The following is a 24,681-nucleotide window of genomic DNA, read 5'->3' as shown; positions in this document are numbered from 1 at the left end:
GTGTGGTTGTCCGCTTCTCATAAGCCACCTCCGCCGTAGACTTCCACCGATCGACGTCCGCCGATGATGAGCTGCGTCGTCTTCACATTCGCCAGCGGGTCAAACGATGGAATCTCGTCACTGCCCGCGACGATCACGTCGTCATCACGTCGCTCGATGCCGACAGCGACCAGGTGCGACCGGTCTTCAAAGTCATCGCGATCGGTCAGCGAACGGGCGATGGCGGCTTGCAGGCGAGTCAGGTGCTCATTGGGAATTTCTAAAATGGATTGCCCCGCAACGCTGGCTCGTGCGATTCTCACCGCCGGCACGACGACGATGGAGGTCGCAACGCCCGCACCACCCGCGGCTCGTTGCGTGACCGGTGATCGCAGCACACCTCGAAGCAAGATTGAAACAGGGTCACCCGACTCGAACGCGTCAAGCCCTTCGATCTCCCGGTCCGCAATCGGCAGCAACGTGAATCCGACCCGAGCCGAAGCGGCGATTCCGGCGGCCGTTCCCGCTGGCAGGAAGTCTGCCGCCGTGAAGAACTCGCCCCTTGGTTTGTCGTTCTTCAACACCCGTCCATAGAAAGAGGACAACTGTTCCAGCGTGATGGCGTCGGCGAACCGTGGATCGGATGTCGCTACCGTTCGCGTCGCGATGCTGCGGCGATTGCCCTTCCAAGCGTTCTCGGTCAGCGCCGCATAGGCGGCGATACTCTCGGGGGCGATCGCGATTGTCTTTCGCCTCGGCGATGGGGACGCGGAAGCGGCTGCGTGGAAGGCTACCGTGAACAGTGACTCGCGAGTGGCCATGGCCGTCGCGAATGATTCGACATCTTGATCGGAAACCGCGATGATGACAGCCGGCCCGGCCATGCGATCGGATCGGTCGGCTTGGGGATTGCCACCGGATTGGATGGCCCTAAGCGCCGCCGCCGGTGCGGGAAAGCCGACGGGCGCGACAACGATCGCATCGGAGGCGACAAACCACGGTTCGGCACGGTTGCCAAACGTTTCCTCCCAACTTCGCTGGGTCGTTCGCGGCGTCAGCGATTCGGACTTGCGAACGATCACGGTTCCATCGGGACGCGTTTCAGTTTCCTCTTCATCGCGTAGTCGCTCGAGCGAATAACTGGCGAGCAGGTCGATCGAGTCACCGATTTGAAGGTGTTCGGCACCATAAATTCGGTTCAGCGGAATCGCAAACGCAGTGCGACCGGCGGGAATGAAGGTCGTGATCGCCGGTCGATCACCGACGGCGGTGGCCGATGGGGCGGTTCGCGCTGCTTCCGGCGTTTGCAGCATCGAAACAAGCTGCATTCCGCCCGCGGTGTTGGTCCGATGGACGGCCGCTTCCAAAGACGTGTCCGCTTCCTTTCGCTCGGCCGGCGGGCCTTTCAGCAAATCGCTTTGACGCAGATAACGCCCGGCCGGGATGTCTTGTCGGGTGAGCGCTCCGAGAGCCTCCGTGACCGACCTGATCACGTCCATCCGATCGGCTTCTCGCCGCGAGATCGTGGCGGTCTTGATCGACCGAGTCGCTGACGAAACGAAGGCGTCCCGCGAGACGACTTGATAGGCCAAGATCGGACGGACCGTCACCGGCACACGAACTTCATCGATCGAACGGTTGACCAGCGCGGTTTCATCTTCCTGCACCGGTTGCATCGAATGGGCGACGCAAGTGATCGGCAGTTCCTGATTGAGCGCGTTTTGCAGCGGGATCACGTCGTCGGCTGCCACCGCAATCGCGACTTCATACTTTGGCACGTTGGATACCGAGGCACCGTTCATCAACGAGGCCGATTGAGTCACTTCGTTGCGCACGTAAACCGGACGCAGCACCTTGGCGTTCTGCGCGAGAAGTTCGACTTCGCTCGCTGTCGCGGGGACTGCCGCTCTCGTGTCGCCGACCGGGACGCTGGCCAACAAATCAATCAGGTCCCCCGCGCCGAGCGAATGCACGCCGGTCAAGCGGGTCGCGTCCAGCGTGATCGCCCGCATGCCCTGTGGAGTCGCCCCCGCCAATCCTTCGGGCGTACCCTTAGGAAAGAACGTGCTCTCCTGGAATCCCAAACCGGCTCGCTTGTCCGCTTTGACCACCCGGCCGATGATCGCGTTGATATTCATGATCGCACCGCCAAGCGAAAGCGTTTGTCCCTGACGCACCTCGGCGCCACCGGTGACCACAAATACCACTTCGTCATCGACGTTCTTGATCGACTCGACGCGACTCTCCACGTGCGAACCGTTTTGGTCGACGCCGACGATCGACATCCCAACGGCGGCTTGCGGGGGCACCTTCTGGTACATCAATCCTCCCTGATTCGGATTGAGCAAATGAGAGCGATCGACGCGGGCGTACGCAGGGATCGGCGTCGCGTTGATCGGAATCCGAACCATGAACGGATCTTCGACCGGTTCGCGATCCGCGAACGGATTGAGCGGCACGCCGGCGAGCCACAGGGTGCCAATAATTCCGACAGCCGTAAGAGCGAATAGACCGAGCCCACCCAGGATCAGCGTTGGCATTCGCGATCGACGAGACGAGTTGCGATAGTTTCGTGGTGGCATGGATGGTTTCTTCTATGTGTTTGGTTAGCAACATCCGTGTTGTTTGAGTTGTTTAACGTGTCTTATCGCCTCCCCCAGCGAATCCGGGGGAGGTCGGTGCGAGCGAAGCATGTCTCGGAAGGAGGCCGGTTGTAATCATCACTGAAACACCTCGCGGCGATAAATCGCTTGTGCCGAAATCACCCGGCGAAAGGGTCGAACGACTTGACCGAAAGCTCCTTGAGCACCTAATCCGTATTCTCCGCCATAGGTTCCCGCGTAGTTGTTACCGGACAGCAATGGCTGGGCGATCAAGTCACCGGGACGCGCCACTTCGTTTGACTCGGTCACTTCGCCGTCATCAGCGACATTGCGATTGCCGACTGTCGATTCAAATGGCCCCGCGACGTTCGGTTGAAAACTGCTCATCAAAGCCGATTGAAATGGGTAGTTGATTCGCAAGGCAACGATGCCGTGTGTTTCTGAATTGGCGACGCTAAACGGGTTGTGTCGAGCCGCGTTCACGTCATCCGGCTCGACTTCTTCGATTACGGGAATCCAACGAATTGTTTCAGTCCCCGATCCGTCGCGACCAGTCACAAGCGGAATGCCAACGGTGTATCCCGTCATCGTTGACGGATCACTCAGCAGTGCTCCCGGATATCGAATCAAATTTGCATCGGGAGTGCCATCGCCGTCGAAGTCCGGTCGGTCAACGATCATCACTGTCGCGAGTTGCTGATTTACCAGCGGCCATGCTGGTACGACGTCTTCAAAGAACGATTGGCCGCCAAGCGTATCGAGATCGAACACCAAGAAATCGTCTTGGTATATGCCGTCGAGCGAACCATCGGTCATTACCGCTTCAAACGTGGTCACTGCCGGAAGCGGGGTTCGTGAAATCTCTCGCGCCGCCAAGTCCGCCGCGCCTTGCAATCCCTGCGCGACGTACAGCGCATGACCGAACGTCAAGATCGCGGCCAGCAACATGTACAACACAAGTGCGACGACGGCGAACTCGACGAGCGATTGACCGGAGCGTGGTGGGTGCCGCCGCTGTTTCATTTCACGTTCTTCATCAGTTCCATGAGGTTTGCCAAGATCTTGTGAAGTTCTTCGCGACCCGACGTCACTTGCTCGTGCTTCTTGGCCATCGCCTGATGCTGGGCGTGGACGGTTTCGTGTTCCTTTTTCATCTTTCATCCCTTCGCACAAATTTTCAGATGAGAGAAACGACACTGACATACCAAACGAATCCAGCTGTGATGGCGGGCACATAGGCGTAGTCTCGTTGGCCGCGAAACATTGCAACCAGCGAGAGCACGCCACCAGCGATGGCCATGACGAACAACACCATCAAAAGCCCAACCGGACCGACGACGCAGCCAATCGCTCCGATGAGTTTTGCATCACCTCCGCCGAAATGGGCAAAACGAAACAACAGCCAGCCGACAAAGATGCCTGCGAATCCGCCTGCAAGCATCCAAACTGGACCGACCCCGTGCCAGCCTGCCATCGATGACATCAATCCAATCGCTGCAATCGCCACGGAGACCCAGTCGGGAATCTCGCGGGTGCGCAAATCGCAAGCCATTGCGATCAACAACAGCGAGATGACGGTCATTGCGATGAAAGTAAACATGGTATGCAAGCAAAAGAAATGACTTGCCTATCGGTAAGCGGAGATTCGGATGACGCAACGAGGAACCTGGGGATGAAAACCAACCATGGCGAGTCTCTCTCGCCATGGTTGGCAATATATCGCAATTCGAATCCGATTCAGGCTACGGCGTTGGTACCGATTCGAGGATCAGGCCGCCGAAGCCATCCGCGGTTCCGTCGGAGCCCAAGACATTTGCATCCAAGCGACCGCTGTCGCTGTTCCCAGCGATCGTTTGGGCGTCCAAGGCAATTGCGCCAGTGTCCGCACCAGTCGTTTCGATCAGCTTGCCACTCACGACCGGACCGTTGTCATCGGCGTGAGCACCGGGCAGAACCGTTGCGACGGCACCGATCAAATCGCTGGTCTTGTGACCGAACACGGAAACGGCTGCGGCACAAATCAGCGCCACACCGGCGATGATCAAACCGTACTCAACCAGACCTTGTCCCTTCTTGTTACGAAGCATCTTACGCATGTTTGTTTTCCTTCTAGAAAACGAGAGATAGAAACGTTTTTTTGCCGCCTGACCAAAGGTTCCGCATGACCGATGCAGGCGTGTGCGGCGGCGACGAACAATCCGCACACGTTATTTCGGTTTGCCTTCCTCCCCCTCACCAACGCTCGACTCTCGCAGCGCGAGAGCCAACTCATGGGAAGTACAGGCGATGTAAAAGGAGCCCCACCGCGCAGACGCAACCGATCGGGTTTGGTCGGACCGTTGACCGATCGCACCGCACGCGGTGGGACGTATGAAGCCGGCAGTCCATTTGTTTTGATGCTCGCGCACAGCGACCCATCAAATCCAAACGTGGTGGAACAATCGTGGGATAGGCTTCCAGCCTGTCATTCCAGCGTCGACAGGCTAGAAGCCTATCCCACGCTCAGACAGCGAAAGCACTTACGCGACGGCCGGTGGCCCGCGAGGCTGCGGGATCGAAAGAAGTGTCGCCGGAAGAAATGAATCCGCGGCGACGACGACCGGATGCGAAATGAACTCCGATGGAAGTGAAACCAGCAATTCCCACGTCACACCACTCGGACTCGCCAATGACTGGCAAATCACGCAGGTGTCGGAATCATGCGGGTGCTGTTCACCCGAATCGTGGGGATCAGAAACCGGATCGGCAGCTTCTGACGGTGACGCGTGATGCTGGCACCCGTGCGAGCAAACCGAAACGACAGCCGTCTTTTCGGTCGCGACGCCGGATGGAGCATGGCCATGGCCTTCGCAGTGAGCCACATGCAGCCAAGCGGGGGCATGACCGAGAACGATCATGCAGCACAGCAGGCTTGCCAGAATGGGTCGGAACGACGAAGACATCAAATGAAGTTCGTTTGAAGACGATTGAGTTGCAAAGCGGTCCGACCAAAGACAATTGCTACGCTCTACGATGACCACCCGCGATCGGTTCGTCAAGACTTCTGAGCCTTTTTTGATGCCCGCTCTTTCGACGCAAACCGTTGGAGGTTCGCGTGAAGCTGCTTCCGAGCGAGCGGCCGAGTCGGGAATGAAACCTTCTCCTGGCGCCGCAAATTTTTTCACCAGAAATGACGCAACACGTGACGCTTTCCCCCGATAACATGACGGGCTGGGAAATCTGCGGTCGCGCCGTCGCGCGACTCGACGCACCGCAACGCCTCTGTCGCGACTGAATGGAAACACGGGACCGCGATGTTCGGGCGTTCCGCATCATTCACCAAACAAGCTGGTAAATGTCATGATGATGACGATTGGAAAGTCGGTCGGAAAAGGCGGGGCCAACCGGGGCCCCGACACCATGACCGTTCAGAGTTTGCTGAATCTGAACCTCGACACGCTCAACGCGAAGCTGGCCGCCAATGGCGAGCCGAAGCTGGCGGTGCTGGCCGAGGACGGCAAGATCGGGACCAAGACGAAAGACGCGATCGGGGCTTACCAGCGGCACATCATCGGCATGAAGTCGCCCGATCAACGCGTCGACCCGGGCGGCAACACGCTCAAACAGCTGAACCGGGTCACGGCGACGCTGCCGGCGATCACCAACCTGACCGCCGTGTTCGAGAAGACCTTCAAGGCGAGCAAACTCAACCAGATGAAAACGGGACGGATCCGCGTCAACAACACGACGTACGCCTTCCGCTCCGGCAACAGCGGGCGGGGCAACCTGCCGATCGGCTCGTACACGGTGGACAACTACCGGACACGCTCCCAGACGGGGTTTAAGGTGGACGGGGTGGGATTCACCTACGACGTCAGCGACATCAAGGACAGCTTCAGCGACCGGAACGCGGCCGCCAAAAAGAAGGGGCTGGCCGTCGGCAAACGCACCGAGCTCCGCATCCACCCCGACGGCGGCAAACTGGGAACGGCCGGCTGCATCGGCATCATCGGCTCGGCGACAACACTCCGGGCCTTCAAACGCGACATGGACGCGGAACTCACCAGAGCCAAGAACGGCCAAGTCACGCTGAAGGTGAAGTAGCGCGACCGGGTGTCCAACGTCGTGATCGCCCCAGACACCGATCACACCTGCATCGGGGGACGTCGATTGGATAAGAGGCGGAGTTGATCGTAGCGGAAATCGTCGAGACTTTCGCGAGCCGCCGGCCCTCTCTGGCGTTTGCTTGCTGCGCAAACGCCGTCTCTCCCAGAGGGAGAGAATCTAAATCGGTTGCCAAATCGTGCAGTAAAAGAAGCGACGTCCCGGGATGCAGCTTGCACCGATTCAACGGAGCGAACTCGCGTCAGCCGATGCAATCGTCGCGTCTTTTGACCTGCGGCAACCCGTTATCATTTGGAAAAACCCGCGCTCTGCCGCCTAGGATCGCCGGAACAATCAGTGGGATAGGCTTCCAGCCTGTCATGGCGAAAACGACAGGCTGGAAGCCTATCCCACACTCCATTCCCGTCACTTCTTGTTCCGAAGTTCCTTACCCTCGTTGAGGAACGCTTTGATCTGCTCAACGGTATGAACCAGGAATTGACGTCTGGAATCGGACGAAACTTTGGGAGCAAAGCTTAACCATGCCAACTGCGTGTCCTTGTACCCATTTCCCAGCTTGAACTTCATTTCACCGCCTTCGTCGATGCGTTCAATGGCTCCGAACTCCGAACGGATGAGAACGGGTACGTCGTGTCCTTGAATCGTTTTCCACTCGATCGTCTGTTCCAGGACGCTGCGGGACGAGCCATGGCTCAATCGCTTTACCTTCATTTCCGTCGGCCTAAACTCTGGGAGCCGGTATTCCCAGCTTCGGACTCCATCTGACGCGCCTTACATGATCCACTCTGCCAGCTGCGTGGGCGGGTTCTGATTGAGTGTTTCGTCTTTCTCGATGGCTGATTTCAGGACGTTCAGCCAATCGAGGAATCGCATTTCTGACAAGTCTGGGACGCAGCGCGACGTGATCTCCTGGCAGTCGTAAAGGCTGAGATGCTTGAGGTGAGTCATTTCTGAGAGGATTTTCACGCCACGGTCGGTCACGCGCGATGACGTGAGATCGATCGAATGAATTCTCGACAAGTCACGTAACTGGCGCACCGTGTGGTCGTCGCAGGTCTTTCCATAAAGTTCAAGGCTGTTCAGGGCAGGAAACGACGCCAGCTCGGCAAACACGGCATCCTCGATTTCGCAAGAATAGAAGGAAATGTGAGTCAACCGTGGAAGTCTCCGCAGATCGGACAGGTCACCTGGGGAAAGTTTGACGTTGCTCAATCGCAACACCGTCAAAGACTTGATCGCGGCGATGCGTGAATAATCTGTTTGTGACATCTCGTTCTTGAATGCGAGACTGAGTTCCTTCAGTCGTCCGGTTGCATCCAGCCATTCGGTGATCTGCTTCTCAGTCGCTCCGCCCAAATGCAAATCGGTTAGGTGCGAGAAATCGCATCCGCTCACAGATAGCGACGAATCGATGTCACGGATAACGAGTTCCGTCGCCTGTGTGACTCTCGAAGCGGCGATCAGTGTCGGTTGCGATTTGATTTTGTCGAAGTGCAGTCCGACACACGGAATCTCCCCTGACAAATGCTCCACCTTCACTTGGTCCTCAAGGAACGTGTCGGCGTTCCAGTGATCCCAAACGTTGGGCTTCGCATTTGCCCGATTCAGTTCTGCCGCGATGTCTTCGAATGTCGTCTGATCCATCCAATGCCGAAGTCCCAACGCGAGAACAGCAAAAACAGCGGTGGCGTAAAACAAGAATCGGACCGAGTATCGGAATCGCATGCCGCTAACCTCTAAGGCTTCAGCCAATTCGCTCAGGCTGCTGGAGTCGCGATCAAGACGTGAACAGCAAACCCGACACCGCGGCCGACGCGTTGCGTCGAATCGAATCGGCACCAGAGACAGACGCGTGTTGAATCACGTTGAATGATAGACTGCCTGGCCACGCGGCGTTCGGATCACCCCCGCACCGAAAGAGGTTCTCTGCCAGCTTTCGGTCGTTGTCGCCGACGCGCCATCGATTTGGATTGTACGGTGCTCGCCGGGGTAACGATCGTGCAATGAGACCGACGGGACAGTCGCCCGTGACCATTCCGGGCTCAGCGACGAACGGAGCAAAGCCGAGTAGTGAGAGCGACAACTGCGATTCCCAGCACTATGGCTGCATCTCCTGCTTGATCTCGCGCATGCTCACGTTGGCGTGAGACAGACTTGAAACAAAATTGCCTTCACCAGGATGTTCCAAATAGTTTGGCAAATGCCAGACCGATTTGCCTTTGTGCTTCAGCCATAGTTCTTGAAATGCCAGTGACCCCGGAGCGTACTTCCAAATCAGTCCGTTGTCAGTCTTGTGGCATTCGATCAGCAACGTTAGCTCTGGATCGGTCCCCAACTGGTTCGTAAAAATGAATAGGCATCCATCAAGAACGGATGAATTTGCGTTTCGCAGCGCTGATGCATCGAGCCGAAACACAGCGTTCGGTTGCAGCTTTAGAGACTGAATCTTGCCCGTCGTCGCTGATCTTGTTTCGGCGGTAAATTGCCGTGCGAGGCCCCGCATCTGAACGTCGCGTTGCCGACGGGCAACACGATCGGAACCTTTTGATGGGGCAGGCGCCTGCGGGATCGGCCTTAGTTTGACTCCGACCGGCGACCATAACTCTCCCCATTTCGTTGGACTTCGAATCGGCATTGGGGGCGTGTCGATGAGTGCCTGGAACTCGTGGTACACTTCGCGGCCCGCCCCGATGGGTTGCGACAACACGCCGCCAACGACAACCGCGCGGCCGTTTAAGGTCCAAACGAAAACGTCTCCGGAATTGGGGGCCGCCGTGTCGCGGAATTCCTGATAGTCAAGCCCCGTCCATGTGAACACGGGACCTTGCATTTTCAGCGTTCCCTGGCCATCTGTCCCCACCTCAAACTCGAATGTGCCCGCGCGGTAGCGATAGAACTGCTTGAGCGTTTCATAGTCTTCCCCGGTAGCGATTGCTCCCGAGACTACCATCCACAGAGCTGTTAGCGTTGCCATTCGCATCTCACTATCCCATCAAATTCAACAAGGTCGATTCAAAGCAACTTGACTCGTCCGTCAATCACAACCGCTGCCAACCGTTTTGCCGCGAGGGACTACAGACATTACGTCTTTACTCTGCCATCTTACCCCGTAGCAGCGCGGTGGCAAGCATGGTAGCCACAGTTGTGGCCGACAGATTGACCATCCGCAACGTTAAGTACGAACGAAAACGCCCGCGACGGATATCTCCATCGCGGGCGTTCCATAAGTGGCGTAAGCTTCTAGCTTGCGTCAGGATGCTTGCCCTATCGTTACAACTCGACGGCTTCCACTTCGCGGACGAAGCGGGATGCGTCGTTTTCTAGGAACGATGCGACGACGTGGAAGACGGCGTCGCTGAAGCCTCCGACGGTCAGGATGTCCTGGCGGTCGGGTGCTTGCGTGTTGCCTTAGGGGGCGATGTCGATGCAGACCAGCTCTGGATCGGCGATGCCGTTCTTTCGCTGCGCCTTCTTGAACTTCTCGCACTCCGCCGAGGGTGAAGTTGGAAGGGGGAAATTCAACAGGGATACCCATTGTTCAGTTCGAATACGAAATGCAGCTGTGATAATGAATGCGAAGCCCTGTCACGCGGGCGTCGAGCCGGAACAAGAAGTAGGGGTAAAATCCACGCCTGCAGGAAATTCACGCGTGCAGGATCCCGTTTTCGCGTACTACGCTTACGCACTGCTGCACAGAGTCAGGCGAGTCAGGGCGCTTCGGCGGCTACACCGTGACCTGGAGCGATCTGACACCCGGGGCGTGCATGTAGCGTTGGCCACGGCGGGTCGCTTCAATTTCCAGCTCTCGGAGGTACCGGCCGCTCGCTTGAAGAGCCGCCCGAGTTTCTCGACAACCGTTAGCCAGCCGTCCGGGTTGATTCCCAGCCGAGCGAAGATCGGAGCCAGGTCCTCTGGGATCGAACCGCGTTTGCCGTTCCTGATTTGACGACCAGTCCAGTCCAGCAGATCGAGATAACGTGAAAGAGAAATCGGAAGAAATCCTTTCTGACTCGCCCGGCGGCCGGTGGAATCCACATCGGGACCCGTGGGGTCTGACTTCTCGTTGATTTCGATGGGGCTCATCCAGGCGCTCGCTTGTCGACGACGACTGCGTTCCCAATCGCGCGTGCGTTCCAATGGCAAAACGGACTCAACCGGCTAACTCTTGTATGCGGAAGTGCTCCGGTCGCCTCCCTCGAGGCTTCATCACCGACGCACTCTGGCCGAGCGGCGAGAATTCGTCGAGGTGCGTCACCGAAGCACTCTTGGTTCGAGTCCCGATCGGGGAGCCTTCGGACGGTTGTGCGAACACGAAACGGGTTCACACGCTGTACGAGAGGTAAGGTTTCGTAGAATTGCACCAAAGTTTTTCCTGCAACTCAACACTTTAACGGTCGCCGCCGGAAACGTGAATCACTTGCCCTGTTATCCAACGAGCTTCGTCGGAAGCAATAAAAGACACAACAGGTGCAATGTCATTCGGTTTACCGAGACGGCCCAGAGGAGTTTGGGTGGCAACTTGCTTCGCCCAGTCGCTATCGATTATACCAAGTGAATGCGCACCCTCAGTTTCAACCATTCCTGGACTGACCGAATTTACGCGGATGCCTTTGGGTCCTAGTTCTTTTGCAAGCGACATCGTGATCGCGTCGACTGCTGCTTTCGTCGCGCTGTAGATAGAGCCAGTTGGAGGCGCAGCCGACGCGGCAACGGAACTAATATTGATCACATTGCCACCTTCAGCCGCGAATTGTTTTGCTGCTTCGCGCGTCGTCAAAAGAACCCCGAGCACATTTAGACCAAACAAACGTCGATACTGTGCTTCGGTCATCTCTTCGATTGCACCGAACTCATAGACGCCTGCGTTGTTCACGAGGATGTCAACTCGACCGAAGGCCTTTCGTGTGTCTGCAAATAACTTCAACACGTCGGCCTCCTTCGATACATCTGCCTGAATCGCAACCGCTCTGCCACCCGTTTCGGTGATCTGAGCGACGACTGCGTTAGCGGCATCTTCGCTGGATGAATAGTTCACAACGACGGTGGCCCCATCTCCGGCAAGCTGCCTTGCAATTTCCGCCCCAATACCCTTCGATGCTCCGGTAACAACTGCCACTTTGTCTGTTAGTTTCTTCGACATGACATTATCCCTCGATTCTTTCTATTTGAAATGGTCAACACTTGGTTTGATTCCCTTGCGTTCAGGAAGGAGCCAAATTCGATAAAGATGAGTCGACTCGGTTTCGGAGGGGGTGAATTCGCTGTGCGTTATTCCCGTTCCAGCACTCATGCGTTGGAACTCGCCGGGACGAAGAACCTCCCCGTTTCCCATCGAGTCTCGATGTTCCACCGCCCCTTCAAGGACATACGTCACGATTTCCATGTCTCAATGCGGGTGCGTACCAAAGCCTTTCCCAGGCGCGACGACATCCTCGTTCATCACTCGCAAGCTGCGAAAACACCTGTGTCTCGGATCTCGATAATTGGCAAACGGGAACGTATGCCGTGCATTCAGCCACCCGTGATCAACATGGCCTCGTTCTTCGGATTTTCTAAGTTTCAACATGGCAACCTCCTTTTGGTTTGCATGTAAAGCAATACTCAAGAAAAATGTCGCCCTTACAGGGGCGACACAAAAGGCATTAATATCCTGTGGCGATTGCTCGCGCTTTGCTGATACTGCCGAGCGACTCTAATTCCCAACCCGGATATCGAATGTGGATGGAGCACTAGATTGGTTTTTGATCTATCTCTCTGTTGTTTCCTTGCGAGAAAACAACTCGACAGCGCTTAGAGGCCCATTTAGCTCCATCATTCGCCCGGCAGTAGATAGCGAACCAAGCCGGATTGGATGCAGCCCAAGTTCCGTGATGATTCCTTGGATGGTGTCCAACGCGGGCGTGTCATCTCCAGCCAGAAACAGGATTCGCGATAGGCCTGATTCAACTGGTGCAAACATCTTTTCAATGGGAAGCGTGTTGAACGCTTTCACAGTGCGAGCGGAAGGCGCCAATCTCGCTACCGGAATCACCATTCAGGTCGGCGATTCGGAAGTCCGGGGAATAGCTCAGAAAGATGTTGGTTGCGTCTACGAGAATGCGGCCATTCCACTCTTGCTCGGGAGTGAGAACTTCCTCGATTTTCGTCCACGGGACCGCAAGCAGGACAACTTCGCACCCGCTGGCGTCGGTAACTGATGCGGGAGTGATGCGAACATCTATCTCGGCGAGACGCGCCCGAAGGCTTTCTGGTCCACGACTATTGGCAACCAATACTTCGTGACCAACGGCTACGAGTTTGGCAGCGAGTGTCGTGCCGAAAGGGGTGCATTCCCATTTAGTTGACGCAAAAATCACGTTAATCGTCGGCCGAAAGGAGTTGTTGGTCAGTGGCTTCAACTTTGCAGCTCATTGGACGAGGCTCCCAGTGCCAACTGTCGCTTGCCTGGGTGCGACGGAATTCGGCCAGCTCGCCGATTGATTCATCCCAACGATTAGGAATCAGATGAGCGCGAACTTGAAGCATCTGCTCCGCGTTTTCGCTTTTCCAAAACATTGCATTGCTCTTTAGACGCAAATTGATCACGCGGCGAATGCTGCTTTCGATCGCCCCGCTACCACAAGGGATTCCGCTGCGACGATAGGCAGGGTAACTCAACCGACCCGCTTCACCATGTCGGCAAAGGTAATGGATTTCTGTTTCCAGTTCTGTGGCCGATTTTCCGACGCGTTCTAGGCCGGCGAGCTCATCAACCACTCGCCGCCATTGACCGTTTCGCAGCAGCGTTCGGTACTGACGATAAAGCCCCTGGCGGACGTCTGCGTCGAGCCCAAGCGAAGCAAGCGCTTTGGAAACGTGATGCACCGCATGGCAGCAGTCCAAGACCTGATGCGTGACGACGCTCGTGAGTCCCGCATATTGAATGATGCGATCAATACGATCCCAAATCCAGGGGGCGCCATCGGCGACGAACGTCACGCTATGTGCCTCCGCGGCTCCGAGCCGATGCAGATGCATCGCAACCAATTCGGCGATCGCGTCGGGCCCAGTCAGGGTGCCATCGATCGTCGCTTCATGCTCCTTCACCATCCGCCCCTGCTCGTCGTGAACAAAAATCGTCATCAGTTTAGGCTCCCGCCAGTCCGCTTCAAACGAGCGTGCAGGTTTCTTTGCCGAGCGTCCGGGCGAGTCAGCTTGCCCCTGAGCGACATCATCGCTTGACGCATTGGAAGTCGATGCAGGTAGCATTTTGCCGCGTATTTTCATTCTTCCGCCATCAATTTGCACCGACACTCGTTTCCCGGCCAATTCACCGGTGCTCGCCAACTTGCCCTGCCGAAACAGTTTGAGCCGATGCCGTCGTAGGCGCAATAAGCCGTCGCCAGATTGATAGGCGATCCGTTTGACCGCCTTGATATCAAGTGTGATACCATCGCGAACCAGTTCTCGGTGAGCCACTTCGATCGAAGGACACAATGCCACTTGGCGTGCCACGCGACTCTCCAGCGCGGGCGAGACGCCTTTGCCGAACCCGAATTGAGCAAGCGAAACATGCAAGCCGACGCGGGGCGAATCGTCTCGACCAAGCAACTTTTTCTTAGGGGCACAGTAGAGCGCTGTGGCCCAGAACAGCATGCCGCCGAGCAATCGAACGGCGACCCTAGTCTCGCGCCCTTTCTGAAGCGGTCTTGAGAAGTTGACCCGACTCGATTGGCATGCTTTTTCAAAACCTTTTTCGATCATGGTCGCGGAGATCAGCCCGGCGACGACCATGTCCGCACCGCGGGCAAAGGCATCATGGATGGTTCTTTCCAGCGTTGCGAGTTGCTCGGGATGATCTGAGATCCGTTGTTTCCAGAGCGTAACTTTGGGAACCAACTGAGCGTAAAAGAGCGCGAGCATTTCTTCAGCCGACTCAATCCGCTCACCATTCTCTTGCCCCATGTCTAGTCCTTGCATTGTCGTCGGCATCCTTGCTAGGCGAGTGGGAAATCATCCTTGAATCGCCCAAGATACCGTCAACACCGGATCCAGAAACAGCAGCCAAGCCCCCGACGGGTTGCTAGCAAAAACGTCAACTAAATGGGAATGCACCCGCCGAAAGTCGCTGCGCCTATGATTCCAATATTCATTATGTAGGCTCCCTATCCGAATCGCTTTGTGGTGATTTGTGGTGAATAAAATGCTGCCAGACTCTCACCGACCTCATGGTTGGATCTGAGACACACGAGCCAGCCGCGGGATTGTCGTTGAGCGGTTTTGATCCTGCACTCGGACTCGTTCAACTTCAGCAATGCTTGCCAAATCGATGACTCCGTCGCGGCGTGTTGCAACTGGAGCGTTCATCATGTCGTAAACGGGAGAGTCGCCAAGCGAATTGGCGTTGATGATCTTGAGGTCTTTTAGCTCGCCACCTCGTTCGAAACGACGTGGGATGATGATGCCATCGCTTGAGCGAGCAGCGGTAATGCGTCGGGCGTCTTCGTCGCTTCCATCGGAATGGCGACTTGAAATATGCGGCCTTCGCGAGCGACCATGAAGAACTGGCTGAGCAGCGGAGCGTCAACGGTTTGAGCGCCTTCGCCTATCGGGAGGCGGATGTTCGGTTTGGCAAGTGGGTTTGTCCAGCCGCGACGTTTTTCCTCGATGGCGAAACGGTCACCAGCGGCTTCCCACAACGGTGAAAGTTTGGGCTCGATCCGATTGCCGATCTCGAATAGTTGGTCGACACTATAACCGGGCGGTGGGACCATCACGCCGCAGATAACGTTGCGGTTTCCTTTCGGCAGATAGTCGAGCGGTGGCAGCAGGTAAACGGCGTAGGTCGCCTTCACGAACCGTTAACTCAACCAGTCTTCCAGCTTCCAGTGCCGCAACATCACCGCGAGCAACGGCTCGCAAAGAACCAGTCACCTGCTGACGTTGTTGCAGCGTTTGCTCCTGCGCTTTGGCGATTCGCACCGACGATTGGGCTTGAGCAACGGTGGCCTGCAGAAATACGAGAGTCGTCAGAATTGAGCTGCGAAATATCATGTTGAGTTTCCCCTTGGGACTTTGTTCGAAAGTACAAGCGGGAATACTCCGGCTTTTTGCGGACCTTGCAAAAGAAGTCGAATTTCCTGTCCGCGAAGTAGTGCCCTAAAGAAGACTTGATGGCAAGTCCAATGCCCAACATTAAGGGGGAGAGGGTCTATTTTGGCATCTCAGAGACAAACGTAGCAATCGTTTCCTCGAGTGAACCACTGGTTTCCAGAGTGATGACTCGTAGCTCTCCACGCGAGAATCGGAACTTGTTGGGATCAGAAGCTGATTGGCCCACGAAAACGTCTGTCGCTAGATGGGGGAACCAAATGCCTGGAGCAATTTCGCGATAGTCACCAAACCGAGTTAATTCGACCGGGTGGGCCATTTCATCGAAATAGAGTGAACCGTAGAGTCCAGCCAATCGTTGGAATGTCGCTTGGTCAGTGCCCTTCCCAAACTCACGAAACGCTTCGATCGTTTCAAACTTTCTGCCGCATAGTTTTTCGACTTCTGGCGTCTCGTGGAACGGTGAGGGCTCAACGCTGTCTAGCGGCGATTGGTTTTCCCGGCCGTGTTGCCTCAGCCGAGAAGGATACCCAAATGGAAGGACTAGAAAGAATGCTGGCATAGGGCTGCTGAGCGTAGCGAAGCCGCCCTATGCCAGCGGTTACATTTTTCATAGGCGAGCAAGACACTTAGGTCGCCGTGGTGCCCGTCACTAATTTCCTTGCCATGATATTCCGCCACTGACTCACGCGACGTTGAAGCGTTCGTAGTTGACCGCCGTTGTATTTGTCGGGCGATCGTTCGATGAGCCTTTCGAGTAACGACGACGCAGTTGCGTCTGGGGATTTTTCAAGCCATCCAAGAATCGTCGTCCAGTCTCCTTCAAAGGGGTCTGGACGCGTTCGATAATCTCGCGTTCGCATCGGCTTCGGCTGATGAGTTGGTCGGGCCTCGCCTTTCTTCCATAGCTCCGGTAACTGTGAAAGAAATTCTTCGAGATCAATCTGCTGCTCCTGGGAGAGCGAATCCTCCGTCGACAGCGAATCCAGCGCAGCTTGCGATTGTCGGATTGCGTGTAGTAGTTCTAGCGGGTCCTGTTCAAGACGGTTGCGTCGCAAATACTCTTTCGATTCGGATGATACTCGCGAGTCACTAAGTAGCCGTTCACATGGCGTTTGAGGTGAGTGAAACTTCTTGCTTACCCTGGCGCCGTCACGAGTCTTGCTTAAGAGCTTGAAGGATGGCTGAAACATGTTCACGTACCAACGAACACTATCGAAAAGATGTGCGATGGTTTGGCATGCGATCGGTCCCGAGAATCGCTGATAGCCGAGGTGTTTGCGAACGATAGAACCGTTCTTCTGCTCGATCCATGCCTGATCGTTTTTTCGATAGGGCCGTGATCGAGTAAATGTGATACTTTGGGAATCGCAGAATTTGATGACTGATTCGTTGATGAACGAACTGTCATTGTCAGTGTTTATTCCCAGGACTGGAAACGGAAATCTGTTCCGCAGCAATTCCAAAGATTCGACGACGAGAGACTGCTCGCGAATCAGAATCGGGATGCATTCCGTCCATCCAGACGCAACGTCTGTAGCAACCAAACTGTGTATGAATGGGCCGGATAGATTCCCTCCGCAGTGAGCAACAAAATCTACTTCGAGACTCCCAGGGGCGACATCATCCCATTCGGAAAAGGTCTTGACGGCAACTGCAGCGCGGACCTTTTTCTTTGGGCGAACGCGTTTCTTTCCAGTCGCTTCCTCACGTATAGGACGAAGCAGTCGGTCTATGGTTGAAGCACTTGCCGACAACACCCGCGTCTTGAGAGAATCATCAAGATTCATGTGACCGTGCGACTCCATCGACTTCAGCAACTCGGGAAGAATCGCTTTGAGGCGTTTGCCGCATAGGCGATCGGAAGATTCCCAGAGCGTTACAAGCACCTCCTTGACCGCGCAGTCGTATATTTTGCGGCCCACGACTTCACAACGCTCTGGGGTGGTGTTTTGGCGTTCAGCGAGAATTCGCAGCGCGTACTTACGTTGGTGTCCGGTAATCGCAACAAATTCATCGAGTATCCGCGACTTGTCTCGTTTCCGTGCGCCGTAGTATCGCGAACGAATCGAGTCAATCAGTGCAGCTTTTGCTTGCATTTCCATGGCGCCACCTACGATTTGGGTATCTTTCTGTTGAGGCAACCACCATCGTTCGGTATCCGAATTGTTGAGGCAATGCGACGGAAAGGTTAAAGAACTGCGGCGTTTGCTAGCATCTGGCAAGTCACTGGCCGCATCGTCAAGGATGACTGAGATGGATGAGAAAACGGCAAGACATTATCGAAACGACAATCGGCTCCCCTCTCAGCGGAAGAAGCCGCGAGATTACCGGACTCGCATCGATCCATTCGCCGATGTCTGGAACGAGGTGCAGATCAGGCTTGAGGCCGAACCGCGACTGCAGGCCAAGACCCTTTTCCAGTGGCTGCAAGACCGCTATCCAGGCGTCTACCCAGACTCCACTCGACGAACCTTCGAACGTCGAGTCCGATTGTGGCGCAGTACAGAAGGTCCAGACAAAGCAGTGATCTTCCCGCAGGTCCATCATCCGGCTCGGGTTGCTGCGAGTGACTTCACCGTCATGAACACACTGAACGTGACCATCGCGGGCGTTTCGTTTGAACACATGCTCTTTCATTGTGTCCTGACGTATTCCAACGTCGAGTCGGTCTCTCTGTGTTTCTCCGAATCTTTCGAAGCGCTCAGCGAGGGGATTCAAAATGCGTTTTGGGAATTCGGCGGAGTGCCCGAGCGTCACCGCACTGATAGCCTTAGCGCTGCGATCAACAATCACTCTTCAAAGAAAGAACTCACTGCTCGCTATGGAGCGTTGATGGATCACTATGGCACCAAGTCAGAGCGAATCAACGTTCGCTGTGCGAACGAAAACGGCGACGTTGAGTCATCCAACGGTCATCTCAAGAATCGAGTCGACCAAGCATTGCTACTTCGCGGTAGTCGCGACTTCGCCAGTCGTGAAGACTACATGCATTTCGTTCGATCCCTGATCGTTCGCGCTAATGATGCGCGCTTAAATCGATTTGAAATTGAACGCTCGCATTTGCGACCACTTCCCGATAGTAAGCTTGATACCGATGACAACCAACAAGGCATCATCGTCGGCAGTAGCAGCACGATTAATGTCAAGAAAAACATCTATTCGGTTCCTAGCCGATTGATCGGTCAAAAAGTCGATGTGCGGATCGGTGCCGAGTGGATCGATGTGACGCATCACGGCATCCACGTGCAACGGATGCCACGACTTACTGGCGTCGGCGGATCGGCCATCAACTACCGGCACGTGATCGATTCATTGGTTCGCAAACCGGGAGCATTCGAAAACTACAAATACCGTCAGGACATGTTCCCGACGAGTCACTTCCGAATCGCCTATGACATGCTATGCGACGCTCACAGCGAGAAGGTGGCGGTGAGGAAGTATCTTGAGATCCTGCAATTAGCGGCTCGAGAAAGCCAAGATGCGGTGCAGAATGCACTGCGTCTTCAAATCCAATCGGGACAATCCATCGATGTCGATCAGGTTCGGCTGATGGTGAGTGAAGCGATCGAGATCAAGCCGGTGACCGACATCGATGTCAAAGCACCGAACTTGAAAGACTATGACGAATTATTTGACACGTTTGACAAGGAGAGTCCAAACGATGAATCAATCAACCACACGAAAGCCCCAATCGAAAAAGACCGAATCGTCGATACGGCAGCCTCCCAAGACCCCGCCCACGAGGACGAGCAACGAACGGACCGAGGAGCGGCTGAAGGAGCAGTTTCGCAGCTTGCGTCTGCCGATGTTTCGCGACCAGTTTCAAGCGACGGCCGACCGAGCAGCCGCGGAGGATCTCAGCCATGTTCAATACTTATCGGAACTGGCGGAACTGGAATGCCAGGCCCGCAACGAGAGTCGGATCAAGCGTCTAATGACCAACTCACGTCTTCCGCTGGGCAAGACATGGGAGACGTTCAACTTCGATCGCTTGCCATTGTCAGTGACACGACAACTGGAGAGTCTTCGGGAGGGATCGTTCTTGGATCGTCGGGAGAACGTACTGATTTTCGGTCAGCCCGGTGCGGGGAAGAGTCACGCGCTTTGTGCCTTGGCGAATCAACTCGTCCAGCAAGGCCGGAGCATGCTTCTGACAACGTGCAGCTTGCTGGTGCAACAGTTGCTGATCGCAAAGCGGGATCTTCGCCTGCAGAAGTACATCAAGCAACTGTCTCGTTTCGAGGGCCTGATGATCGACGACCTGGGTTACGTGCAGCAGAATCGAGAAGAGATGGAGGTGCTGTTCACGCTGCTGGCGGAACGTTACGAGAGAGGGAGTGTTCTGTTGACGAGCAACTTGGCGTTCAGCAAGTGGGACCAGATCTTCAAAGATGCGATGACGACGGCGGCGGCGATCGATCGCTTGGTTCACCACAGCGTGATCATCGAGTTGAACGTGCCAAGCTATCGCGTGGAAACAGCCAAGAAAACGAAGTCAGCTGGACGGTCAGCAAAGGCCTCTCAATAAAAATCGGATTCGTAATCGGGAATACTAGTTGTCGCTAAAGCGGAGAACCAATTGTCGCCGAACAGTCAGCAAAAGCGAATTGGTTTGTCGAGCCAAATACAACCAAAACGCATAGGAGGATCTTGCCCAGAACGTATTTCCCTTCAATGGATTTACCTCTCAACTCGCATTGCCGCATACTTCCCCAATACATCTGGTGTCGTGTGCGGTTTTTCATTGGAAGCACCCTGCTGAACCTGATGTTGAATGCGATTGCCAGTCTGCAAAAGCATGAGCGGAAAGCAATTTGTAACGATCTGCACGCACGCTAGCGGTCGGACAGGAAATGCATGTCAGGTTGAGGGTCCTTGGCGTTCTGAGGTTATGACCCGATCACGTCCATTCCCACTCCGCTCGCTCGAAGCCATTGTCTGCATTCAGGATAACCTGACAGGACCTCTCTGACTTCATCAGGCAAAGAATTATCATGGTTGAGTCTCTCAACGGCCCTATTTAATCGCGTGCGGTCGTCGTTTTCGAATTTTCTGGCGGTTTCAATCTGTGTCCCACCAAGCAACCCACGCTGGGACTCAACCGGAGAATCCAGCCGTCGTATGAGTTCGATGTGACTGGCGGGCCGAGCCGACGGACATCAAAGCTGCTGACGTGCTTACTCGCAGACTGTTGGCATACATGCCCCATCATAACCGCTGTTGCTTCCTGGCCTCAGAAATTCCAAATCGCGCTCGGTGTCTCGTAACTTTGGTCCAATTGTTCGCCTGTGCAAGGGCCAACAGCTCATGGGCTACGTTCCATCAATTTGTACTGTGCCGGTTCATCTGCCGTGCGCAATGAGGTCAGCAAGTCACCCAACTCGGCATCGGACAGGTGGTCGCGTATGCACTCGGCAAACAAATAGGCCGGTTTCGGGGTACTTTCGGGGGTGCTTTCGGGGGTACTTATGCTGGTCGATTCGTTTCGTCCCGTGTTTTCCGCAGTCGGGGATACCCTTGCGGGGTAGCTTGCTTCATGCTCCGGTGGCCGACACCGGAGCGTGTCCAGGCCTAAAAACAGCGAAAAAATGGGGCATATTCCTTGATGGGATTGGCATAGCTATTCGCGGAAGCTTTGTTGCGGTCGCGGTGCCGATCATCTCATCGACGAACAGACGCTCGAGGTCGAGCCAGATCTTTCGATTCGTTGGCGTGTCCTCGTTTGAGACGGCAGCCTGCATTTCTCGGACGCGGTTGAGCAGTGGCTGCCATGACTCACGCAGCTTCGTCTCCTGCGTTTCCGAATCTGCAAGATCGATTTCGGCTTTCTTCCGAGTCCATTCGACGATGACCCGCCGGTAAGAGCTCTCCTTTGTCTCGCCCGGCTTGGCTGGGAAGAAGTACTCTTGCTTCCTGTATCGCTTACGCCAACGTCGCTGCGATGCAATCCAAGTCAGCTCATATCTGCGACGCACGTCTGCACCCTTCTCTGCACCCGAAATAACAGGATTTTATCGAAAAGGGGTGCACGGCGCATGGAAAAAGCCCGTAAAAACGGGCTTTTCAAGTCGGGGCGACACGATTTGAACGTGCGACCTTCTGGTCCCAAAAAGGTATTTTCTCTTATAAGAGAAACCGTGTTTTTCCGGCGTTTCCTCTGGAAAAGAAGCAAAATACCAATGTTTTCGAGGTGACGCAAACCGGTACACAGAATCACGCTAAAACACGGCAAATCGCGGTATTTTCATGCACCCCCCGATTGCCAAAACGGTATGGAACTCACCACCGATTTGCTCCCAGGCCGACATCATTCTGCCTCTCCATCATTCCGCCTCTCCATCGTTCTGCCTCTCCAGGGTTCTGCCCCTCCATCAATCTGCCATCACCAATCTCCAGCTCGAAGCTTTCCATCAGTGCCCCCATCGCTCTACCAGACAAACTTGCATCCGAGGCCGTGCCATGCCTACGCAATACGGGACCGAATCAAAGTTCACCCGAGCCGAATTCTATGAACTGGTTTGGTCCAAACCGGCGACGCACATCGCCAAAGAACTCGGCTGCAGCGACTCGGAGATCGGTACGCTTTGCAAATCCCACGATATCCCCAAGCCATTTGCCGGATACTGGATGATGCTGGCCCACGGCAAAGCACCCGAGCGTCCGCCACTCCCTGATAACGAAGCCGAAGCAAGGCGGACGATCAGGGTCGTCAATCGCGCTGTGAAGAAGGTTCGTAGTGATCATCCGGAACCGCAATACGATCAGGAGATCACAAGAATTCTAGAGTACGTTTGTAAGCGCCCAGGAGCACCATGGGTTAGGTGGGCCAACGGGGCGACGCCGTGGCCATGTTTCAGGGAAAGAGCTATCGCCCGATTCTCGGATCCACTGGCCGTAGATGATCCGCGATCCGCCGGGACAAGCGTCTTGATCTCATAGGGCCCAACGCGAGCTTAGCAGGCGCGTGACTCCCTCGTGACGCGCGAGGTGTGTTCTACGTCAGTTTTCTTTTATCGAAAGACAGTCCTGAATGCTGCCTTGCAGTGCCAGCTACTGATCCAGGCGGGCGAGGCGGCGGCGAAGCCGATCTCGCTCTCGACGGATGTTGTCAGCTTCACGCTCCTTTTGCCGGTGGGCCCGGATCGACTCCGGATGCGCTGTCCCCCATGCGTCAGGACGCAGCGCGGCATAGTCGCGACTGCCTGCGAGAAGCTGGTCGAGTACGTCTTCCAAGTACGCCGCCACATCCAGGTCGTTTCGTATCGCGCTGCTGACGACCGTCATCAATGTCGCCGTACGATAACCCGATGCAAGACTGCCAAGAAAAAGCCAGTTCTTGCGACCCAGTGCTACTTGCTTCATCAGCTGCTCGCATGAGTTGTTGTCGATCGGGATTTCCCCGTCTTCAAGGTGAGCCGTCAGTCCTTGCCATTGATTCAAGATGTAACTTCGCGCATCGCTGATCTTGTCACTACTCAGCACGTCCATCATCTTCATCTGGAGGTACTCGCGCATCTGGCCCCAAAGGGGAGCCGATTGCTTTTGGCGAAGTGTCAAGCGTTCTGCTGGCGACAACTCTCGAGCTTCGTCTTCGACATCATAAATCAATCGAAACAATCCAAGTAAATGCTTTGCATGCTCCGCGTGATTGTCTAGCGCAGCTTCCACCTTCCGACGCGCATGGGCCGCGCAAGCGGCATGAACGATCAATCCGTTTGATCGTATGTAAATCCCCGTGTTCGCTCCGTAGCAGTCTCCCAATAGAGTTCCCGTATACTCGCTATCGACTAAAAATTGGTCCGGCCCATCACGGTGACGACTGACCGTAAAGTCAAACACGTTGATTGGAATATGAACGCCTCGGTAGGCCCACATCTTTGCCGTGATGCTTTTGAGCCCTTTCGACTTGGCTGCTGCAAAAACTTCCGCAGCACGCCGACCCTTCGGATCGTCCTCGCGTGCTTCGGGAATGTCTTGCGGCAACAGTAAGCGGATCGACGTGTCGTCACTTCCGATGCAGCTGTCGGTGCGAACCAAGTCAGCAAGCCACTGCACGAACGGCCGGAGCACGCGTTCGGCAGCTTCTTGAAGGTTTAGTAGCGTACTGCGTGAAAGGTAAAGGCCGCACTCGGCGAACATGTCCTCTTGACGATAGATCGGCAGATGGTAGCCAAGTCGATTGGCAATGACCGAGGCAGCGAATGAGGTGTCGTAGCGATCGCCTTGAATCAGCGCCGCGGGGCGTGGGGCCTGCAAAATACCGGCGCGGGGATCCTCCGGGTGAACGTACTTGGGGAAGATCTTTCGAATGATATAGGCCGCACCCCGGGTGAAGTGTGCCGATTCGACCACGTCTTCTCCGATCCGCACCAAGCCTTCTTTTTCTTCGTCGCTTAAGTCGACAATCACTTCCTTGCGCGGCAGGCTGTCGGGAAAACGCTCTTCACGCTTGCGTCGCTTGGGCGGCTTGTTGCGTTTGCCGGCTCGATCATTTTCTTCGATCGCCTGCTTGATGCCTTCACGAGCGTCGTCGATTTCTGCTTGACTGGCGAATTCGAACTTCAGCTGGTCGTCGTCTTCAAAGCGTTCGCTCTGGCGGCCAAAGATGCGACGGATCAAAGCGTCGAGTTCGTCTTGCTTTTTGGAGAGTTGCTTTCGTAAGTCCTCGTTCTTCGATTCAAGGTCCTCTTTGGCCGCAGCGAGTGACTTGGCGTCTTGGACGAGAGACTCGTTGGTGGTAGCAAGCGATTGGTTGTTTACAGCGAGTGAATCGACTTTGTTGGTGAGTGACGCATTGGTGGCAGCAAGCGATTCATTGACGGACTCAAGCGTGCTGTTTTTCGCACGCAGGGCTTCGATTTCGCGTTGAAGTTGCTTGAGCTTGTCCATGTACAGAAGACTA

19 protein-coding genes and 1 pseudogene are annotated in these 24,681 nt (G+C 55.5%); 3 read left to right on the top strand and 17 right to left on the bottom strand.

Annotation, left to right across the window (positions count from 1 at the left end; genetic code table 11):
* Window positions 1–17 precede the first annotated feature (17 nt).
* The 6 genes from Enr13x_RS27345 to Enr13x_RS27325 all read right to left on the bottom strand — a co-directional run bounded on the left by Enr13x_RS27345 (window position 18) and on the right by Enr13x_RS27325 (window position 5,524).
* Window positions 18–2,561: a CpaB family protein gene (locus tag Enr13x_RS27345; RefSeq protein ID WP_145390072.1), complete on the bottom strand. Its 2,544-nt coding sequence runs from the start codon at window positions 2,559–2,561 to the stop codon at window positions 18–20.
* Window positions 2,562–2,699: 138 nt separating this feature from the next.
* Window positions 2,700–3,605, bottom strand: coding sequence for a TadE family protein (locus Enr13x_RS27340; protein WP_145390071.1), 906 nt, complete (start codon window positions 3,603–3,605; stop codon window positions 2,700–2,702).
* On the bottom strand, window positions 3,602–3,736 hold the full coding sequence (locus tag Enr13x_RS39485; RefSeq protein ID WP_261344155.1) for a hypothetical protein: 135 nt from the start codon (window positions 3,734–3,736) through the stop codon (window positions 3,602–3,604). Before Enr13x_RS39485 ends, Enr13x_RS27340 begins: the two co-directional genes overlap by 4 nt.
* Window positions 3,737–3,759: 23 nt before the next feature.
* Entirely contained in the window at window positions 3,760–4,182 is a 423-nt protein-coding gene (locus Enr13x_RS27335) for an A24 family peptidase (RefSeq protein WP_145390070.1), read from the bottom strand.
* 142 nt (window positions 4,183–4,324) lie between these two features.
* Window positions 4,325–4,678 (bottom strand): Flp family type IVb pilin, encoded by a 354-nt coding sequence (locus tag Enr13x_RS27330; RefSeq protein ID WP_231743815.1) that lies wholly within the window; start codon window positions 4,676–4,678, stop codon window positions 4,325–4,327.
* 423 nt (window positions 4,679–5,101) lie between these two features.
* Window positions 5,102–5,524 carry a DUF2946 family protein gene (locus tag Enr13x_RS27325; protein WP_145390069.1) on the bottom strand — a complete coding sequence of 141 codons (423 nt, stop codon included), beginning with the start codon at window positions 5,522–5,524 and terminating at the stop codon, window positions 5,102–5,104.
* Window positions 5,525–5,921: 397 nt separating this feature from the next.
* Here Enr13x_RS27325 and Enr13x_RS27320 point away from each other — a divergent pair, with 397 nt between their 5' ends.
* Complete coding sequence (locus tag Enr13x_RS27320) at window positions 5,922–6,665, top strand: hypothetical protein (RefSeq protein ID WP_145390068.1); 744 nt, start codon at window positions 5,922–5,924, stop codon at window positions 6,663–6,665.
* A 426-nt stretch (window positions 6,666–7,091) separates the two neighbouring features.
* On the opposite strand, the gene Enr13x_RS27315 is transcribed toward Enr13x_RS27320, so the two are convergent.
* The 9 genes from Enr13x_RS27315 to Enr13x_RS27270 all read right to left on the bottom strand — a co-directional run bounded on the left by Enr13x_RS27315 (window position 7,092) and on the right by Enr13x_RS27270 (window position 17,920).
* Window positions 7,092–7,397: a hypothetical protein gene (locus Enr13x_RS27315; protein ID WP_145390067.1), complete on the bottom strand. Its 306-nt coding sequence runs from the start codon at window positions 7,395–7,397 to the stop codon at window positions 7,092–7,094.
* Window positions 7,398–7,457: 60 nt separating this feature from the next.
* Entirely contained in the window at window positions 7,458–8,411 is a 954-nt protein-coding gene (locus Enr13x_RS27310; RefSeq protein WP_145390066.1) for a leucine-rich repeat domain-containing protein, read from the bottom strand.
* Between the two features lie 373 nt (window positions 8,412–8,784).
* A complete protein-coding gene (locus Enr13x_RS27305; RefSeq protein ID WP_145390065.1) occupies window positions 8,785–9,666 on the bottom strand; it encodes a hypothetical protein in 882 nt (293 codons plus the stop codon).
* A gap of 1,407 nt (window positions 9,667–11,073) precedes the next feature.
* Window positions 11,074–11,826, bottom strand: a complete 753-nt coding sequence (locus Enr13x_RS27295) for an SDR family NAD(P)-dependent oxidoreductase (protein WP_145390064.1) — start codon at window positions 11,824–11,826, stop codon at window positions 11,074–11,076.
* 21 nt (window positions 11,827–11,847) lie between these two features.
* Window positions 11,848–12,069, bottom strand: coding sequence for a pirin family protein (locus Enr13x_RS39940; RefSeq protein WP_390621008.1), 222 nt, complete (start codon window positions 12,067–12,069; stop codon window positions 11,848–11,850).
* Window positions 12,070–12,649: 580 nt separating this feature from the next.
* A complete protein-coding gene (locus Enr13x_RS27285; RefSeq protein ID WP_145390063.1) occupies window positions 12,650–13,084 on the bottom strand; it encodes an NADPH-dependent F420 reductase in 435 nt (144 codons plus the stop codon).
* The gene (locus tag Enr13x_RS27280) at window positions 13,044–14,630 is read right to left on the bottom strand and encodes a hypothetical protein (RefSeq protein ID WP_145385934.1); all 1,587 of its coding nucleotides are present in this window, start codon (window positions 14,628–14,630) and stop codon (window positions 13,044–13,046) included. The genes Enr13x_RS27285 and Enr13x_RS27280 overlap by 41 nt, the downstream gene beginning before the upstream one ends.
* Before the next feature lie 458 nt (window positions 14,631–15,088).
* Complete coding sequence (locus Enr13x_RS27275) at window positions 15,089–15,520, bottom strand: hypothetical protein (protein WP_145390062.1); 432 nt, start codon at window positions 15,518–15,520, stop codon at window positions 15,089–15,091.
* Window positions 15,521–16,405: 885 nt separating this feature from the next.
* Window positions 16,406–17,920 (bottom strand): integrase catalytic domain-containing protein, encoded by a 1,515-nt coding sequence (locus tag Enr13x_RS27270; RefSeq protein WP_197455208.1) that lies wholly within the window; start codon window positions 17,918–17,920, stop codon window positions 16,406–16,408.
* A 22-nt stretch (window positions 17,921–17,942) separates the two neighbouring features.
* Here Enr13x_RS27270 and istA point away from each other — a divergent pair.
* Window positions 17,943–19,043 (top strand): annotated as a pseudogene (istA, locus tag Enr13x_RS39935) (IS21 family transposase); the annotation flags it as partial.
* A 355-nt stretch (window positions 19,044–19,398) separates the two neighbouring features.
* The gene (gene istB / locus Enr13x_RS39930) at window positions 19,399–20,307 is read left to right on the top strand and encodes an IS21-like element helper ATPase IstB (RefSeq protein ID WP_390621100.1); all 909 of its coding nucleotides are present in this window, start codon (window positions 19,399–19,401) and stop codon (window positions 20,305–20,307) included.
* Window positions 20,308–21,313: 1,006 nt separating this feature from the next.
* Here istB and Enr13x_RS27260 read toward each other — a convergent pair.
* Window positions 21,314–21,754, bottom strand: a complete 441-nt coding sequence (locus Enr13x_RS27260; RefSeq protein ID WP_145390061.1) for a hypothetical protein — start codon at window positions 21,752–21,754, stop codon at window positions 21,314–21,316.
* Window positions 21,755–22,829: 1,075 nt separating this feature from the next.
* On the bottom strand, window positions 22,830–24,668 hold the full coding sequence (tnpC, locus tag Enr13x_RS27255) for an IS66 family transposase (RefSeq protein WP_145384494.1): 1,839 nt from the start codon (window positions 24,666–24,668) through the stop codon (window positions 22,830–22,832).
* Window positions 24,669–24,681 lie beyond the last annotated feature (13 nt).

This window comes from Stieleria neptunia, from assembly GCF_007754155.1.
GTDB lineage: Bacteria > Planctomycetota > Planctomycetia > Pirellulales > Pirellulaceae > Stieleria > Stieleria neptunia.
The sequence above is the reverse complement of the archived record's forward strand: the minus strand, read 5'-3'. Positions and strand labels throughout refer to the sequence as shown.